Annotated in this window: 14 protein-coding genes; 3 read left to right on the forward strand and 11 right to left on the reverse strand. The window is 64.0% G+C overall.

All coding sequences use genetic code 11. The features are described from left to right. Window positions 1-11 precede the first annotated feature (11 nt). From iolD to QFZ40_RS15945, 4 genes are all read right to left on the reverse strand, one after another. Window positions 12-1,940, reverse strand: coding sequence for a 3D-(3,5/4)-trihydroxycyclohexane-1,2-dione acylhydrolase (decyclizing) (gene iolD / locus QFZ40_RS15930; RefSeq protein ID WP_306906948.1), 1,929 nt, complete (start codon window positions 1,938-1,940; stop codon window positions 12-14). A gap of 42 nt (window positions 1,941-1,982) precedes the next feature. Continuing rightward, window positions 1,983-2,891, reverse strand: a complete 909-nt coding sequence (locus QFZ40_RS15935) for a Cgl0159 family (beta/alpha)8-fold protein (protein ID WP_373427478.1) — start codon at window positions 2,889-2,891, stop codon at window positions 1,983-1,985. A gap of 23 nt (window positions 2,892-2,914) precedes the next feature. Further along, window positions 2,915-3,931 carry a 5-dehydro-2-deoxygluconokinase gene (gene iolC / locus QFZ40_RS15940; RefSeq protein ID WP_306905600.1) on the reverse strand — a complete coding sequence of 339 codons (1,017 nt, stop codon included), beginning with the start codon at window positions 3,929-3,931 and terminating at the stop codon, window positions 2,915-2,917. Between the two features lie 179 nt (window positions 3,932-4,110). After that, window positions 4,111-4,515 (reverse strand): tautomerase family protein, encoded by a 405-nt coding sequence (locus QFZ40_RS15945; RefSeq protein WP_306905602.1) that lies wholly within the window; start codon window positions 4,513-4,515, stop codon window positions 4,111-4,113. A gap of 164 nt (window positions 4,516-4,679) precedes the next feature. Here QFZ40_RS15945 and QFZ40_RS15950 point away from each other — a divergent pair, with 164 nt between their 5' ends. Then, complete coding sequence (locus tag QFZ40_RS15950; RefSeq protein WP_306905603.1) at window positions 4,680-5,039, forward strand: ArsR/SmtB family transcription factor; 360 nt, start codon at window positions 4,680-4,682, stop codon at window positions 5,037-5,039. Then, window positions 5,036-5,518, forward strand: coding sequence for an SRPBCC family protein (locus tag QFZ40_RS15955; RefSeq protein WP_306905604.1), 483 nt, complete (start codon window positions 5,036-5,038; stop codon window positions 5,516-5,518). The genes QFZ40_RS15950 and QFZ40_RS15955 overlap by 4 nt, the downstream gene beginning before the upstream one ends. A 110-nt stretch (window positions 5,519-5,628) precedes the next feature. Here QFZ40_RS15955 and sucD read toward each other — a convergent pair whose 3' ends face one another. The 6 genes from sucD to QFZ40_RS15985 all read right to left on the reverse strand — a co-directional run bounded on the left by sucD (window position 5,629) and on the right by QFZ40_RS15985 (window position 13,600). Then, window positions 5,629-6,531 carry a succinate--CoA ligase subunit alpha gene (gene sucD / locus QFZ40_RS15960; RefSeq protein WP_306905605.1) on the reverse strand — a complete coding sequence of 301 codons (903 nt, stop codon included), beginning with the start codon at window positions 6,529-6,531 and terminating at the stop codon, window positions 5,629-5,631. Between the two features lie 11 nt (window positions 6,532-6,542). After that, the gene (sucC, locus tag QFZ40_RS15965) at window positions 6,543-7,712 is read right to left on the reverse strand and encodes an ADP-forming succinate--CoA ligase subunit beta (RefSeq protein ID WP_306905606.1); all 1,170 of its coding nucleotides are present in this window, start codon (window positions 7,710-7,712) and stop codon (window positions 6,543-6,545) included. 220 nt (window positions 7,713-7,932) lie between these two features. After that, on the reverse strand, window positions 7,933-8,640 hold the full coding sequence (locus QFZ40_RS15970; protein ID WP_306905607.1) for a hypothetical protein: 708 nt from the start codon (window positions 8,638-8,640) through the stop codon (window positions 7,933-7,935). Between the two features lie 21 nt (window positions 8,641-8,661). Beyond that, complete coding sequence (locus QFZ40_RS15975; protein WP_306905608.1) at window positions 8,662-9,960, reverse strand: glycosyltransferase; 1,299 nt, start codon at window positions 9,958-9,960, stop codon at window positions 8,662-8,664. A gap of 172 nt (window positions 9,961-10,132) precedes the next feature. Continuing rightward, a complete protein-coding gene (pcrA, locus tag QFZ40_RS15980) occupies window positions 10,133-12,709 on the reverse strand; it encodes a DNA helicase PcrA (RefSeq protein WP_373427479.1) in 2,577 nt (858 codons plus the stop codon). A gap of 57 nt (window positions 12,710-12,766) precedes the next feature. Beyond that, window positions 12,767-13,600 (reverse strand): inositol monophosphatase family protein, encoded by an 834-nt coding sequence (locus QFZ40_RS15985; protein ID WP_306905610.1) that lies wholly within the window; start codon window positions 13,598-13,600, stop codon window positions 12,767-12,769. A 32-nt stretch (window positions 13,601-13,632) separates the two neighbouring features. On the opposite strand from QFZ40_RS15985, the gene QFZ40_RS15990 reads away from it, so the two are divergent. After that, the gene (locus tag QFZ40_RS15990) at window positions 13,633-14,313 is read left to right on the forward strand and encodes a hypothetical protein (RefSeq protein WP_306905611.1); all 681 of its coding nucleotides are present in this window, start codon (window positions 13,633-13,635) and stop codon (window positions 14,311-14,313) included. Here the strand turns inward: QFZ40_RS15990 and QFZ40_RS15995 are convergent. Next, window positions 14,291-15,055, reverse strand: coding sequence for a DUF998 domain-containing protein (locus QFZ40_RS15995; protein WP_306905612.1), 765 nt, complete (start codon window positions 15,053-15,055; stop codon window positions 14,291-14,293). The genes QFZ40_RS15990 and QFZ40_RS15995 overlap by 23 nt on opposite strands. Between the last annotated feature and the right edge of the window lie 47 nt (window positions 15,056-15,102).

Genomic DNA, 15,102 nt, shown 5'->3' on the forward strand with positions numbered 1-15,102 from the left:
GGGGAGGACTGTCAGCCCAGCAGCTTCCGCTGGCGGCTCTTGTGCTCCGTGTAGGTCTCGAAGGCCTGCTTGGTGGAGTCCAGTTCGGAGACCTGGGAGACGGGAACGTCCCACCAGGACTCGGAGGACGGGGCGTCCAGCAGCGGGTCGGATTCGACGTGGATCAGGATGGGCCCGCCCTTTTCGGGGGCGGCTTTCGCGTCGCGGATGGCCTGTTCGAGTTCGGCGATGACCTTCTGGCCCGGTTCGATCCGGATGACTTTCACGCCCAGGGACTCGGCGTTCAGGGCCAGGTCCACCGGCAGGGTTTCGCCCTCATCGAAGCTGTGCTGCTCCTCGTCCAGCGCCCGGTACTGGGTGCCGAACCGCTGCGAACCAAGCGATTCGGAGAGCGAGCCGATGGAGGCGTAGCCGTGGTTCTGGATCAGGACCACGATCAGCTTGATCCGTTCGGCGACCGCGGTGACCAGTTCGGTGTGCATCATCAGGTAGGACCCGTCCCCCACCATCACGACGACGTCACGCTGGGTCCCGCCGCGAGCGGCCTCCGCCAGGGCTGCCCGCTTGACGCCGAGCCCGCCGGGAATTTCGTAGCCCATGCAGGAGTACGCATATTCCACGTGGTAGCCGAACGGGTCACGGACCCGCCACATCTTGTGCAGATCCCCCGGCAGGGAACCGGCGGCGCAGACCACCACATCCTCCGCGTCCATCGCCCGGGACGTGGCCCCGATGATCTCGTTCTGCGCCGGCAACGGGGTGAACCGGGTGTCGAACGCCTCATCCACGGTCGCGTCCCAGCGCTGCTTCTCCGCCGCAACCGTCCGTTCCAGGTCCGCGCCAACACGGTAACCGCCCAGGGCTGCGTTGAGCTTAACCAGGGCCTTGCGTGCATCGGCTACGATCGGCAGCGAGGTGCCGTGCTTGTACGCATCGATCGGGGCGACGTTGATGTTGATGAACTTCACGTCCGGGTTCTGGAACGCCGTCCGGGATGCGGTGGTGAAGTCCTCATAGCGGGTGCCGATCCCGATAATCAGGTCCGCCTCGGCGGCAAGCGCGTTTGCCGCCGTCGTCCCGGTGGAACCGATGGCGCCGAGGGAGAACTTGTGGTCCCAGGGCAGGACGCCGACGCCGGCCTGGGTGTTGCCCACCGGGATCCCGGTCAGCTCGACGAACTTCCCCAGTTCCTCGTTCGCGAAGGCGTACAGGACGCCGCCGCCGGCGATGATCAGCGGGCGCTTCGCGGCGCGGATGGCTTCCGCGGCGCGGGCGATGTCGTCGTCGTCGGCGTCCGGGCGGCGGATCCGCCACTCACGCTCGGCCAGGAACTCCTCCGGAACGTCGAAGGCCTCGGCCTGGACGTCTTGCGGCAACGAAATGGTGACAGCACCGGTTTCGGCCGGGTCTGTCAGGACCCGCAGTCCGTGGTGGAACGCTGAGAACAGCTGCTCAGGACGGGAGACCCGGTCGAAGAACTTGGACAGCGGCCTGAAGGCGTCATTGACCGTGATGTCGTAGGCGTAGGGCTGCTCCAGCTGCTGAAGCACGGGGTCGGCGGCACGGGTGGCGAAAGTATCGCTGGGCAGCAGCAGCACGGGCAGGCGGTTGGTGGTGGCCAGCGCCGCACCGGTGAGCAGGTTCGAGGAACCCGGGCCAATGGAGGTGCTGATGGCGAAGGTCTGCCGGCGACGGGTGTGGCGGGCGTACCCGACGGCCTGGTGCGATTGGGCCTGCTCGTTGCGTCCCTGGTAGTAGGGCATGATCGTTGGATCGAGGTGCTGGTACTGCTTAAGGGCCTGGCCGACGCCGGCCACGTTGCCGTGCCCGAAGATGCCAAAGGTGCCGGGGATCAGCCGCTCACGGTAATCGGTGCCGCTGATCCGGTCAACGGTGTACTGCTTGGAAAGGTATTCGACGACGGCCTGGGCGACGGTCATTCTGCGGGTGCCCGATGCACTTTTCATGTCCATGGGAGGCTTCTACTCCAATCCTTCTGGGGCGTGGTTGAGGAGTGAGGCGGCCGCGGCGACGGCGCCGGCAACATCGCCGTCCTGTGGGTAGAGGAGGGTCCTGCCGACGGTAAGACCTTGCACACCTGGCAGTGCCAGCGCTGCTTCCCAGGTGGCGAACACCTGGTCCTGGGAATTATCCGGGTCACCGCCCAACAGGACCGTTGGCATGGTGGTAGCGGCCATGACGCGCTCCATGTCAGCTACAACTGGAAGCTTCATCCAGGTGTAGGCGCTGGTGGAGCCCAGGCCCTCGGCGATGGCCACTGACTTGATGACGGCGTCAGTGGAAAGGTCATTCCGGACCTTGCCTTTTTCGCGCACGGACAGGAATGGCTCCACCATCGCGATCAGCTTGCGTTCGGCCAGGGAGTCGATGGCCTTCGCCGTGGCCTCCAGCATGGCAACAGTGTCCGGGTCACCGAGGCAAATGCGGGTCAGCATCTTCCCGCCGTCGGCTCCCAGTGCCTGCAGGGCCGCCGCAGTATGCCCGGTGAAACGGTCATCGATTTCGTTCACCAGACCGGAAAGGCCGCCTCGGTTCATGGAACCGAAAACGAGTTTTCCTTCGAGGGCTCCGAGCAGGAGCAGATCATCCATGATGTCAGGCGAGGCGAGGATGCCGTCCACAGCCGGGTTGGCCAGCGCAATCTGCAGGCGGTCCAGAAGCTGGCGGCGGTCTGCCATCGCTACCGGGTCACTTCCCACGGCGAGTGCTCCACGGGCCGGATGGTCGGCAGCAACAATGAAGTTCTGCCGGCCTGCCTTGAGGCCGGGGTGGCGGCGGCGTGAGTGCGCTGCGCGGGCGATCGCTTCAGGATCTTCCAGGCGGATGGTACTCAGATGGGCGTAGCGGCGGGGGTCGTCATCAAGCGCCAGGGCCGCGGCGCCAAGATTAATAGTCACAGTGCTGCTCCTTCGGTGGCGAGGCTTTCATTGCCGGGCCGGCCCGGCAGCAAGCGGCCGCGTTCGCTAAGCAGCGCGGTGACCTCTTCCGGCGTCGGCATGGCGTCGGCGCAGGACAGGCGGGAGGCCACAATAGCTCCGGCCGCATTGGCGTAATCGAGGACCTGGGCAAGCGGCCAGCCCGAAAGCAGCCCGTGGCAGAATGCGCCGCCGAACGAATCACCGGCACCCAGCCCGTTGACAGTTTCGACGGGAACAGGGGCGGAGACTACGCGCTCGGTGCGGGTCTTGGCCATCACGCCTTCGGGACCCAGCTTGACGACGGCGATTTCCACGCCGGCCGCCAGAAGCCTGTCTGCCTGTTCGTCGGGGGTACCTTCCCCCACGGCTACCGCGCACTCCCTGTCATTGCCGATGGCGACAGTGACGTGGGGCAGAACCTTGGCCACCTCGGCCCTGGCTTCGGCCTCCGACGACCAGAACATGGGTCGGTAGTCCAGATCCAGGATGGTGTATTGTCCTTCAGCCAGTCCGGCACGGGGACGGGCTTCATGGGCCCGGATGTGGGCTTCACGGCTGGGCTCCTGGCAAAGCCCTGTCACAGTGGACCAGAAGATGCCAGCGTCCCTGACCGCGTCAAGGTCCAGTTCCCCGGCTTTGATCTGCAGGTCAGGGGCAGTGGGGAAGCGTCCGTAGAAATAAAGGGGGAAATCCTCCGGCGGCTTGATCGCACAGAAGGTGACCGCCGTCGGCCACTCCCTCACAGGGGTGACAAAGGAATCATCCACGTTGAATTTGCGGAGCTCGCGGTGAAGGTAGACACCGAATGCATCGTCGCCTGTGCGGGTGATGACGGCTGTGCGGCGTCCATGCCTGGCTGCGGCGACAGCCACGTTGGAGGGGGAACCGCCGAGATATTTTCCAAAGGACGTGACATCCTCCAGATCAACGCCGATGTCGTTCGGGTAGATATCAACGCTGATGCGCCCGATCGTAAGAAGTTCGTGGGCCACTGTGATCGCGTACCTTTCTGGATTCAACTCGGTACCTGTGACGGCTGGAGCTTTCGTATCTGGCGCCCCCCGTGAGCGGGAACACACCACCACTTTGCCCTAAAATCAATGTCCTGTCAAAGGTTTGTGCTGACATATTTACAACGAGACGGACGGCCTATTAACCGCCCTGCCCCGACTTACTTCCCGGGCACGGGGAGTTCGCCGGTGACGTACTGGGCGCGGCCGAAACCAAATGACCAGTCACCGGAACCGTTCTCCACATACCCAATGAAGACGTCCTCCCCGGCCACCCCGACAGCATGGAGCTTTTCCGCGATGGCTGCATAGAGTGACTGCTTCGCCTCTTGGGTCCGGCCAGCTTGGGTAAAGATCTGGATCATCATCACATCAGGCGTCCGCTCGAATCCCAGCCCTGCATCCTGGGCAACGATCTGGCCCTGCGTGTGTTCTGTCAGGACATGGAAGTAGTCACGCTCGGGTATCCCATATTCGGCCAGGATCGCATCATGGATCCCGCGACTGAGGCGGCCCAGGTCCTCCGGGCTGCGCCCCCGGTTTACATCAATACGAACAAGCGGCATCTCAGCTCCCTTGGAAATAGTTTGTCCTGACATACTAACAAGGAAAGGGTGATCGTGGAAAGTCACTCTTACTGGCCCTTCCAAAATCGAACTCTTCGGCGTAGGCTTAAACAACCAAAAGGTTGATAAATGAATTAGTTGATTACGTGAAGGGCCTGACCACTATGAGCTCGGACGATGCACCCCTGGACTCGGCCTTTATGGCCCTGGCCGATCCGGTGCGGCGCAGCATCATCGCCCGGCTGAGCAGGGGTCCGGCCACCGTGAACGAACTCGCGGAACCCTTTGCGATCACCAAGCAGGCGGTCTCAAAGCACATCCAGGTCCTCGAGCAGGCGCAGCTGGTCACGCGGACCCGCGACGCGCAGCGCCGGCCCGTTCACCTGAACCCCGCACGGTTGGAGGCGCTCACCGCATGGATCGACCAATACCGGTTGGTCCGCGAAGGGCAGTTCCGCGGCCTCGACTCCGTGCTCCAATCCAGAGCTGCAGCAAGCGGCAGGCAGGAAAAGGACCCATCATGAGCAATCCCTTGAAACTCAGCGTTCCGGAAGGTGTCCCCTTCATCGATTACGAGCGCGAGTTCGAATTTCCGGTTTCGGACGTCTTCCGTGCCCACAAGGAACCGGACCTGATCGTTCAGTGGCTTGGCCCGCGTGGCTACAAGATGGACATCGACCACTACGATTTCCGAACCGGCGGCAGCTACAGCTACCTGCACACCGGGCCCGAAGGACAGCCCTACGAGTTCAAGGGCATCTTCCACACCGTCCGCGAGAACGAGTTCGCCATCCAGACCTTCGAGTTCGGCGGCTACCCGGATGTCGTCAGCCTGGAGTTCATGACCTTTGAGGACCTCGGCAACGGACGCACCCGCCTAAAGGGCCACTCCGTGTACCCCAGCCTGGAGGCCCGCGAGGGCATGGCACAGTCCGGCATGGAGGGCGGCATGACCGAAGGCTACGAGCGGCTGGATGAGCTCCTGAGCGGCGCCAAAGTGTAGGACCTGAAAGTACGTCGTACCTTAAACAGCAACGCGGGGTCACTTACGGCCCATCCAATGGTATGGAATGGGCGGAAAGTGACCCCGCGTTGCTCTTGGTGCTTTGTAACCTAGAGGGCTGCGTAGACTTCGCGCAGCAGCTTGGCGGTCTCGGACGGCGTCTTGCCGACCTTGACGCCCGCAGCCTCGAGGGCTTCCTTCTTGGCCTGGGCGGTTCCGGCGGAACCGGAGACGATGGCGCCGGCGTGGCCCATGGTCTTGCCTTCAGGAGCGGTGAAGCCTGCAACGTAGCCGACAACCGGCTTGGTGACGTTGGCCTTGATGAAGTCAGCGGCGCGCTCTTCGGCGTCGCCACCGATTTCGCCGATCATCACGATCGCCTTGGTCTCGGGGTCAGCCTCGAATGCAGCCAGGGCATCGATGTGCGTGGTGCCGATGATGGGGTCGCCGCCGATGCCGATGGCGGTGGAGAAGCCGAGGTCGCGCAGTTCGTACATCATCTGGTAGGTCAGGGTGCCTGACTTCGAGACCAGGCCGATGGGGCCCTTGCCCGTGATGTTGGCCGGGGTGATGCCGACCAGGGCTTCACCCGGGGTGATGATGCCGGGGCAGTTCGGGCCGATGATGCGGGTGACCTGGTTGCCGTCGGCGTCAACCGTGGACTGGGCCAGCGCCCAGAATTCAGCAGAATCCTGGACCGGAACACCTTCGGTGATGACGACGACCAGGCCGATGCCTGCCTCGATGGCTTCCACCACGGCGTCCTTGGTGAATGCCGGCGGAACGAAGACGATGGAGACGTCTGCGCCGGTTTCAGCCATGGCTTCCTTGACGGTGCCGAAGACGGTGATTTCGTTGTCGCCGTGCAGGACGGTGGTGCCGGCCTTGCGCGCGTTGACGCCGCCAACAATGTTGGTGCCGGCCTTCAGCATCAGGGCGGTGTGCTTGGTGCCTTCGCCGCCGGTGATGCCCTGGACGATGACCTTGGAGTCCTTGTTCAGATAGATAGACATGGTGTGTCCCTTTACTTAGCTGCGTTGGCGAGCTCGGCAGCCTTGTCGGCGCCCTCGTCCATGGTGGCGGCCAGGGTAACCAGCGGGTGGTTGGCCTCGGCCAGGATGCGGCGGCCTTCCTCAACGTTGTTGCCGTCGAGGCGGACTACCAGCGGCTTGTTGGCGGAGTGGCCCAACTCGGCCAGAGCACCGACAATGCCCTTGGCGACGGCGTCACACGCCGTGATGCCACCGAAGACGTTCACGAACACGGACTTGACCTGCTCGTCGCCCAGGATGACGTCCAGTCCTGCAGCCATGACCTCGGCGGACGCTCCACCGCCGATGTCCAGGAAGTTGGCGGGCTTGACGTTGCCGTGGTTTTCACCGGCGTAGGCAACAACATCCAGCGTGGACATGACCAGGCCTGCACCGTTGCCGATGATGCCCACTTCACCGTCCAGCTTGACGTAGTTCAGGTCCTGCGCCTTGGCCTTGGCTTCGAGGGGGTCAGCAGCGTCCTTGTCTTCAAGGTGTGCGTGCTTGGGGTGGCGGAAGTCAGCGTTCTCGTCCAGGGAGACCTTGCCGTCCAGTGCCACGATCTCGCCCGCGCCGGTCTTGACCAGCGGGTTGACCTCAACCAGGGTGGCGTCTTCCTTCTTGAAGACGTCCCAGAGCTTGAGGATCACGGCGGCGACCTTGCCGCGCAGTTCCTCAGCGAAGCCTGCGGCGGCGACGATTTCGTCCGCCTTCGCCTGATCGATTCCAACGGCCGGGTCAATGGCGATCTTGGCCAGCGCTTCCGGGCGTTCGACGGCGAGCTGTTCGATTTCCATGCCGCCTTCAACCGAGCACATGGCCAGGTAGTTGCGGTTGGCCCGGTCCAGCAGGACGGAGAAGTAGTATTCCTCGGCGATGTCGGCGCCCTGGGCAATCATCACCTTGTTGACGGTGTGGCCCTTGATATCCATGCCCAGGATGTTGGTGGAGTGCGCAAGTGCCTCATCGGCAGTCTTGGCAACCTTCACGCCGCCGGCCTTACCGCGGCCACCGGCCTTAACCTGGGCCTTGACGACAGTTACGCCGCCGATCTTCTCGGCTGCTGCCTTTGCTTCTTCTGGGGTGTACGCCACGATGCCAGCAAGCACGGGTACACCGTGCGCCTCGAACATATCGCGCGCCTGGTATTCAAACAGGTCCACGGTTTAGTGTCCTTCTACGTCGAAGTAGTTTCTGTCCAGTCGGACACCATCGAAGACGATGACCGGGCTGCGGATTGCAAGCGCCTGCAACTGTTGGAAACGAGCCACACGGCGCAATGCTCCTTTCGGAACTCTAGTCCTTTCTGGGGACCGGCCCGTCCCAGAGTACAGCTTATGTGAGTAATGACACTATTCTATCTAGCGTAGAAAAGCCGCGGAATTACGGGGTTTTTGGTAGTGCGGCCGGTGCCGGTGAGGGCTTGTCCGTGGCCTTGGAAATAAGTTCGTAGCGGTCCCGTGCGACAAAAAACGCGACGCCGGCAGAGACGTTTCCGCATGCCACCCCGCCGTTATACGCCCCACAGCGCAGGCCGTTCCGTTCGATGTTCCGGCCTTCCGGCAGCACCAGCAACTGGGTGAGGGGTCCGCTTTTGGTTCCGTTCGGTCCGTAGGCGGCTTCCATCTGCGTGACACCGGAACGGCATTCCCCGTAGCTGGCCATGTCCGGGCTCAGCAGCGCTGTTCCACCCAAGTAACCAAGGCCGGTGCCTGCGCAGTCATCCTTGATATCGCCCGATGCAGGTTTGGCGTACGCGGCGAGTTCACAGTGCGCCACGGGAACGGTGGCGAGCTTGTTGTTGACCGGGTCGCTGAAGCTGTTCGCCTCGTACGGAAGGTTGATGTGCTCACCGCGTGCTGATGTCAGGGAGCAGACCACATTGTGGTCTGTCGTGATGAAGGACAAGACACCCTCGCCGGCGGAATAGCCCGCGGCATCCACCAGGGCGGCCTGTTCCAGCTGATCCAGCGGGGCCAATGGCGGCGGCGGCACGTAGCCGGGGTCCACTACTGTGATGCTGCAGGCCGTCCCAGCCAGCAGGAAGAGGGCGGCCAGGATCCCCAGTTCAGTCCGTCGCATGGGCTCCATTATGCGCCATTCGCGGTGGCGTCAGCCGCCGGCGGCGCTCCCTGCACTCTCGACGACGTCAGCGGCCGCCTCGACGGGATCCTGGGAATCGAACTGCTCACGCATCTGCCGGGCCCGGTTTTTCCAGCCGGGATCCGCCAGGACGTCTTTGACTGCGTTCGCGATGTCGGCCGGTTTGGGTGACTCTGTCCTGAGGTTGATGCCCACGCCGGCGTATTCCACCCTCGCGTTGACGTCGCTTTTGCCCTCATTGACGCCGGAGACCACCAGGGGAACGCCCTTGGACAGGCTGAGTTGTACGCCGCCAAAACCTCCGTTGCTGATGAATACGTCGGTGAACTCCAAGACCTTGGCGAAATCGACGTAGTCCCTCACGATGATGTTGGGCTGGGGGTAGCGAGCCTTGAGTTCTTCCGTGCCACGGCCGCCCGTTGCCACGATCACCAGCGCTTCCATATCCTTTACCGCCTCAAGTGCGGGGACGATGAGCTTGTTCTGGTCCTCGTTGTCCACCGTTCCCTGCGTCACCAGCAGGGTGGTGGGATAGGCCGGCCACCCGTCGTCGCCGTCTGCTTCCTGATCGGCTGGGTGAGGGGCGCGGTAGGGCAGCAGGGCCCCGACGTAATGCACCTTCGGGTTCACGTTCCGCCGGGGAAAGTCAAACGACTCGGGGCCTGTCTGAATGATGGCTTCGGAGCAGCGGTAGGGCTCGTCAGTCAGCCGACCTGCGCGGGGTACCTCCTGCCCGTATGTCGCGTGCTGGCGCCGGTAACTCTGGTTGGCGGGCCTGAGAATGACCTTGTCCGACAGCAGCCCCGCGGCAGCTTGCAGAACCTTTTCCGCAGGGTTCCGGGGTGGTTTGAATCCAAAAAACAGCGGCGGCACCAATGGATCACTTTCCATGTTCGGAATCGCCACGAAGTTCACCAGGGGTTTGCCCATCAGATGGGATACCAATCTGTGAATGAACATGGAACTGTCCGCCACCGCGACGTCGAAGGGAAAGTCCTGGTGCAATTCGCGGATGTCCTCAAAAAAGTTGCTGACGTTACTGGCAAAGACCTTTTCGCCGTCGAAGCCTATAGCCCGCGGGCCCTTGAGTTTGGCCCGTTCAGGGTAGAGCTCGTTCAGGTTGTCCGCCCGGTGCTCGATGGCCCGGCGGAAGGGAAAGTGCTGGATGCCGAGGTCCTGGAGCTTCCGGGTAAAGACGGGGCCCGTGTACCAGGCAACGTCATGGCCGCGTTCCCGGAGCCGTACCGCAACGGCGGTCATCGGGTTGAAGTGGCCGTCGACGGCCTGGCTGGCGAACAGGATCTTCATGGTTCCGCTCCGACGTGTCCCGCATGGTCCCCCGGCCTGCAGGGAAAGGGTCACTGAACCATAGTCCGGCGGGAACGTCACCGGCAAGGGTTATCGCCGACAAGGCGGCCACCCGCGGCACCCGGCCACGGCGGTGTTCGTGGATTCTGCCGTGTGTCGATTTTTTGGGCTGCTATGCGTCCAGTTTGGTCAGCGGAGCGTAGCGCAGCAGGAGCCGCTTCTCCCCGACGTCGAACTTCACCTTGGCGACGGTCTTGTCCCCGGCACCTTCCAAGGCGAGCACTGTGCCGTTGCCGAAGCTCGTGTGGTTGACTTTGTCCCCCACGCTGACGGCAAGCACTTCCTTCTGCGGCTGGACGCGGTTCTTCGCAATGGCGGCCGGGACATCGGCGTTGAAACCGGCACTGGAATCCGCACCCGCGCCCCTGGCTGTGCCTGCACCCCAGAAGGAACCGCCATACCTGCTTGAGCCGATGGACGCGCCGCTCCCCCAGCCTCCGGACTGCCGGCTGGTGCCTTCGCGTTTCCATTCCACCAGTTCGGAGGGAATCTCTTCGAGGAACTGGCTGGCAGGGTTGTACTGGCTCTGGCCCCACATGTTGCGGACCTCGGAGCGGGTAACGTAAAGCCGCTTGCGGGCACGGGTCAGGCCCACGTAGGCTAGCCGGCGTTCCTCAGCGAGTTCCTTCGGGTCCGTGGCGGAGCGCTGGTGCGGGAAGAGCCCGTGTTCCATGCCGGTCAGGAACACGACAGGGAATTCCAGTCCCTTGGCGGTGTGGAGGGTCATCAGCGTGACCACGCCCAGCCGCTTGGCCTCGGCGACTGCCGCATCGATATCAGCCCCGGGGGCATCTGGAATCTGGTCGGCGTCGGCCACGAGGGACACCTGCTCCAGGAACGCGCCAAGTGAGCCTTCGGGGTTCTCCTGTTCATATTCACGCACGACGGCGACCAGTTCAGCCAGGTTCTCCACGCGGGACTCGTCCTGTGGATCAGTGCTGGAACGCAGCCCTGCGAGGTACCCGGTCTGTTCCAGGACGGCTTCAAGGGCAGCGGCCGCGCCGGAGCCGGAGGCGACTTCGGCGAGGTCGTCGAGGAGTTTGACGAACCCCAGGACTGCATTGACGGAGCGGGTGGCCATGCCCGGTGCTTCTTCGGCGCGCCGGGCCGCGGCCATGAATGACATCCGCTCCCGCTGGGCCAGCGCCGCCACGGCGCCCTCGGCGCGGTCACCGATGCCGCGCTTAGGTTCGTTGAGCACGCGGCGGAGGTTGACGTCGTCGTCCGGATTGACCAGGACCCGCAGGTAGGCCAGCGCGTCCTTGATTTCCTTGCGTTCGTAGAAGCGGGTGCCGCCCACCACTTTGTACGGCAGGCCCACCCGGACCAGCACGTCCTCGATGGAGCGGGACTGGGCGTTGGTGCGGTAGAAGATGGCGACGTCCCCGGGGCGGAGGTTGTCCTCGTCCTGGAGCCGGTCGATTTCCTTGGCGATGAACTGGGCTTCGTCGTGCTCGTTTTCACCCACGTAGCCGATGATCTTGTGGCCCTCGCCTTCGGCGGTCCACAGCCGCTTCTCGGGACGGTTCGGGTTGCGGGAGATCACGGAGTTGGCTGCGGTGAGGATGTTTTGGGTGGAACGGTAATTCTGCTCCAGCTTGATGGTGCGGGCTTCCGGATAGTCGTTCTCGAATTCCACGATGTTGCGGATGTCCGCCCCGCGGAAGGCGTAGATGGATTGGTCCGAGTCGCCCACAACGGTGAGCTCGGACGCACCGGGGCCTTCGCCCACGATTTCGCGCACCAGCGCGTACTGGGCGTGGTTGGTGTCCTGATACTCGTCCACCAGGACGTGGCGGAACCGGCGGCGGTAGGAATCCGCGAGGGCCGGGAAGGCCCGGAACATGTAGACGGTCTCGGCGATGAGGTCGTCGAAGTCCATGGCGTTGGCCTGCCGCAACCGCTGGGTGTAGCCCTTGAAGACGTCCGCCACGGCGCTTTCGAAGGGGTCACTGAAGTTGGCGGCTGAGGCGAAGGAGTCAGCGTCAATGAGTTCGTTCTTGAGCGCGGAAATCTTGTGCTGGATGGCTTTGGGGGCGAACTTCTTGGGGTCCAGGTCCAGGCTCTTGGACACCTGTGTGACCAGCCGCAGCGAGTCTGCGGAGTCATAGATGGAGAAGTTCGATTTCAGGCCCACGTTGGCCGCTTCCTGGCGCAGGATGCGGACGCAGGAGGAGTGGAAAGTGGAGATCCACATGATCTTGGCGCGGCCGCCAACCAGCGCTTCGATGCGCTCGCGCATTTCCGCGGCGGCCTTGTTGGTGAACGTGATAGCCAGGATCTCGCCGTGATGCGCCCGGCGGGTGGCGATAAGGTAGGCGATCCTGTTGCTGAGCACTCTGGTTTTTCCTGAACCGGCGCCGGCAACGATCAGCAGTGCGCTGCCTGCATGCTTGACGGCTTCTTCCTGCTGCGGGTTGAGCCCCTGCAGCAGTTCAGCAGCATTCGGCCTGTGATGGCCTTCATGGCGGTTTACCTCGGCACGCTGGGCGTCCGGCTGATGATTGCCCGGCTGATGCTCGCCTGCCTGATGGTCGCTTGCCCAGCCGACGGCTTTTTCCGCGGCGCGCCCGGAGCCGCCGCCGCCATATCCGGCGTCAGCAGCAAGGCCCTCGCCACGTGACTTGGTGAGGGCTGAGGCCGCGGGAGTGGCCTTGAACGGTCCGTCAGAGTACGGGTCAAACAACATATCCATGGTGCCTACAAGTCTAGGCGGTGGGGCCGACACTCACTTCCAGCCTGTGGATTACGTGGTGACCGAGCCGGACTCAAGGGCGGCACGCAACTCCCGGACCGCCGTCGTGCCTCCTGCCATGAACCACTCCAGGCCGTTGACCCGGACGGTGTCCGTGGCGCCGCCGGCAGCGCGGACAATAGCCTTGCCGGGAAGCCAGTCCCACTCCGGGCAGCTGTGCTGGAACCAGCAGCCCAGCTGCCCGTCCGCAACACGGCCCAGGTCGCAGGAGCCGGAACCGAGCATCCTCAGCGCCGCCGCCGACGTTGCGGCCGCGTGCCAGGGCATGGCGCAGAGCGGGTCTGCCAGCCAGCTGGGGTGGATATAGGTGGCGGCCCCGAATTCCGCCACCGCGGTGCTGTTTCGTGCCCCGCCGTTGTCATGGAAGACGGCGAGTGCCTGCCCGTTCAGTGTCGCCGGCCGGGATCCGCCGCCCAGCCAGAGTTTGTCCTCCTCAGGCTGGAAGATCGCTCCCAGCAGCACATCGGAGGAATCCTTGAGCGCAATGGCCGAGCACCAATAAGTCGAGCCATGCAGGAAGTTGTACGTGCCGTCCACCGGATCGATGACCCAGGTCCTGCCGCTGCTCCCCTGGACCGAGGCGCCCTCTTCGCCGAGGATCCCGTCTTCAGGGCGGCAGCGCTGCAGCTGCTCCAGCACATACGCCTCCGCGGCGTGGTCCGCCGCCGTCACGATGTCCGAGACCGAGGTTTTCTGCTGCGACTGCAGGCCCGCCATCCGCATGAGCAGTGCCAGCTGGCCTGCCTCACGCACCAGCGCGGACGCCAGCTGGTAGTCGTCCAATGCGGGGTCGAGTTCAACAGCGCTGTGCCTGCCAATGGTCATGGCTTCAGTTTATGGGGCGCGATAATGGTGCCATGGCCAAAACCCCAGCGCAGCGGATCAAGAAGCATGGCGACAGGGCGGCTGTTCCGCAGCACCACCTTCCGCCGGTGATCAATCCCACCGCCACGCGCTCTCCGCAGAATGCCACCCGGAATGCGCAGAACAACGGCAACCTGATCCTCATCGCCGGAGTCGTGGCCAGCCTGTTCCTCTTCTGGTACGTCCACCTGCTGACGCTGAACCAGCTCACCCAGCTCACCGGCGGGCTGGCCATGCCCGACTCCCTGCCGGGCGGCTTCGACACCGCTTACATCGGCCAGCTGCACGGCGTCATGGACGACGCCGCCCGCGGCCAGCTCAATTACGTGCACAAGACGGCCGGCACCCTGTTCCCGCTCATCTTCGGATTCACGTGGCTGCTGCTGATCGGCACCAACGTCACCCGGAAGCAGCTCCGGTGGGGCCTCTGGGCGGTCCCGCTGCTGTTCGTGGTGGTCCGGTTGTGGGGCAATGTTGCCGTCGATTCAGTCCTGGCTTCTGAAACGCCCGACGCCGGCCAGGTCGCGTTGGCGTCCGGCCTCACCGTTGCGGGGTGGGCGCTGCTGGTTCTCAGCCTGCTGGCCGGGGCTGCGGTCTTCTTCCTGGGCGCCAAGACGCCCCTTCAGAGGCGGCCGCAGGGCGCGGACTCCGCTACGCAGCCAAAGTCGCCATAGCCCGCAAGTGCTTGCGGTGCCGGTGGACCCGCTGGGCGATAACCAGGCCTGACGTTGCCACGCCCAATGTGACCGGGTAGCCCATCAGCCGTTCGAGCGTGCCGGGCTCCGGGACGTGCATCTGTGTCAGGCCGCCGGTCACCAGTGCGGCGAGCGACGCCAGCCCGCACACCAGGATGAACCACCCCAGCGGGCTCTGGTTCAGCCACAGGATCCCGAGCAGCAGCACCGCCGCTGCGCCGGCAATGAAGTACATCAGAGCGCCGGTGTAGTGCCAGGTGGAGCCGGCATCTTCAGGCACCAGGCCCACCAGTATGGTGCCGGCTCCGGCGGTTCCGGTAAGCAGCCGGACCCAGAGTGCGGCAAGACGGTGTTTCCTGTGACGCCTTGGATGGATGACGGCACCCGGCCTCGCGGCGACACAGAGCAACCCGGAGCCCAGGAGCAGAGCGCCCAGGAGCATCCCCAGCCCCTGCACCACGAACGAGGCATTCATGAGCAAGTGCAGGGGAGAACAGACATCCCGGCCGTCATAGATCCCGCACTGAAGGGCGCCAAGATCGCTGATATAGCCCGTCCGGCGGTCGTACGGCCGGGGCCCGGCCCAGGCCCCTATCACTGCCGCTTCCGCGGCGAAATACTGCAGAACACTCAGGACTGACCACGCGCCGACGTATTGACGGGCGGAGGCGGTGTCCGGAATAAAGGCAACCGCGGGAGCGGAAGTCGGGGCTGTGCTCATGCCAAGAGCGTAGTACGGGCTCCCACCTTGTATGCTTGTATCCGTGT

This window comes from Arthrobacter pascens, from assembly GCF_030816475.1.
Taxonomy (GTDB): Bacteria; Actinomycetota; Actinomycetes; order Actinomycetales; family Micrococcaceae; genus Arthrobacter; species Arthrobacter pascens_B.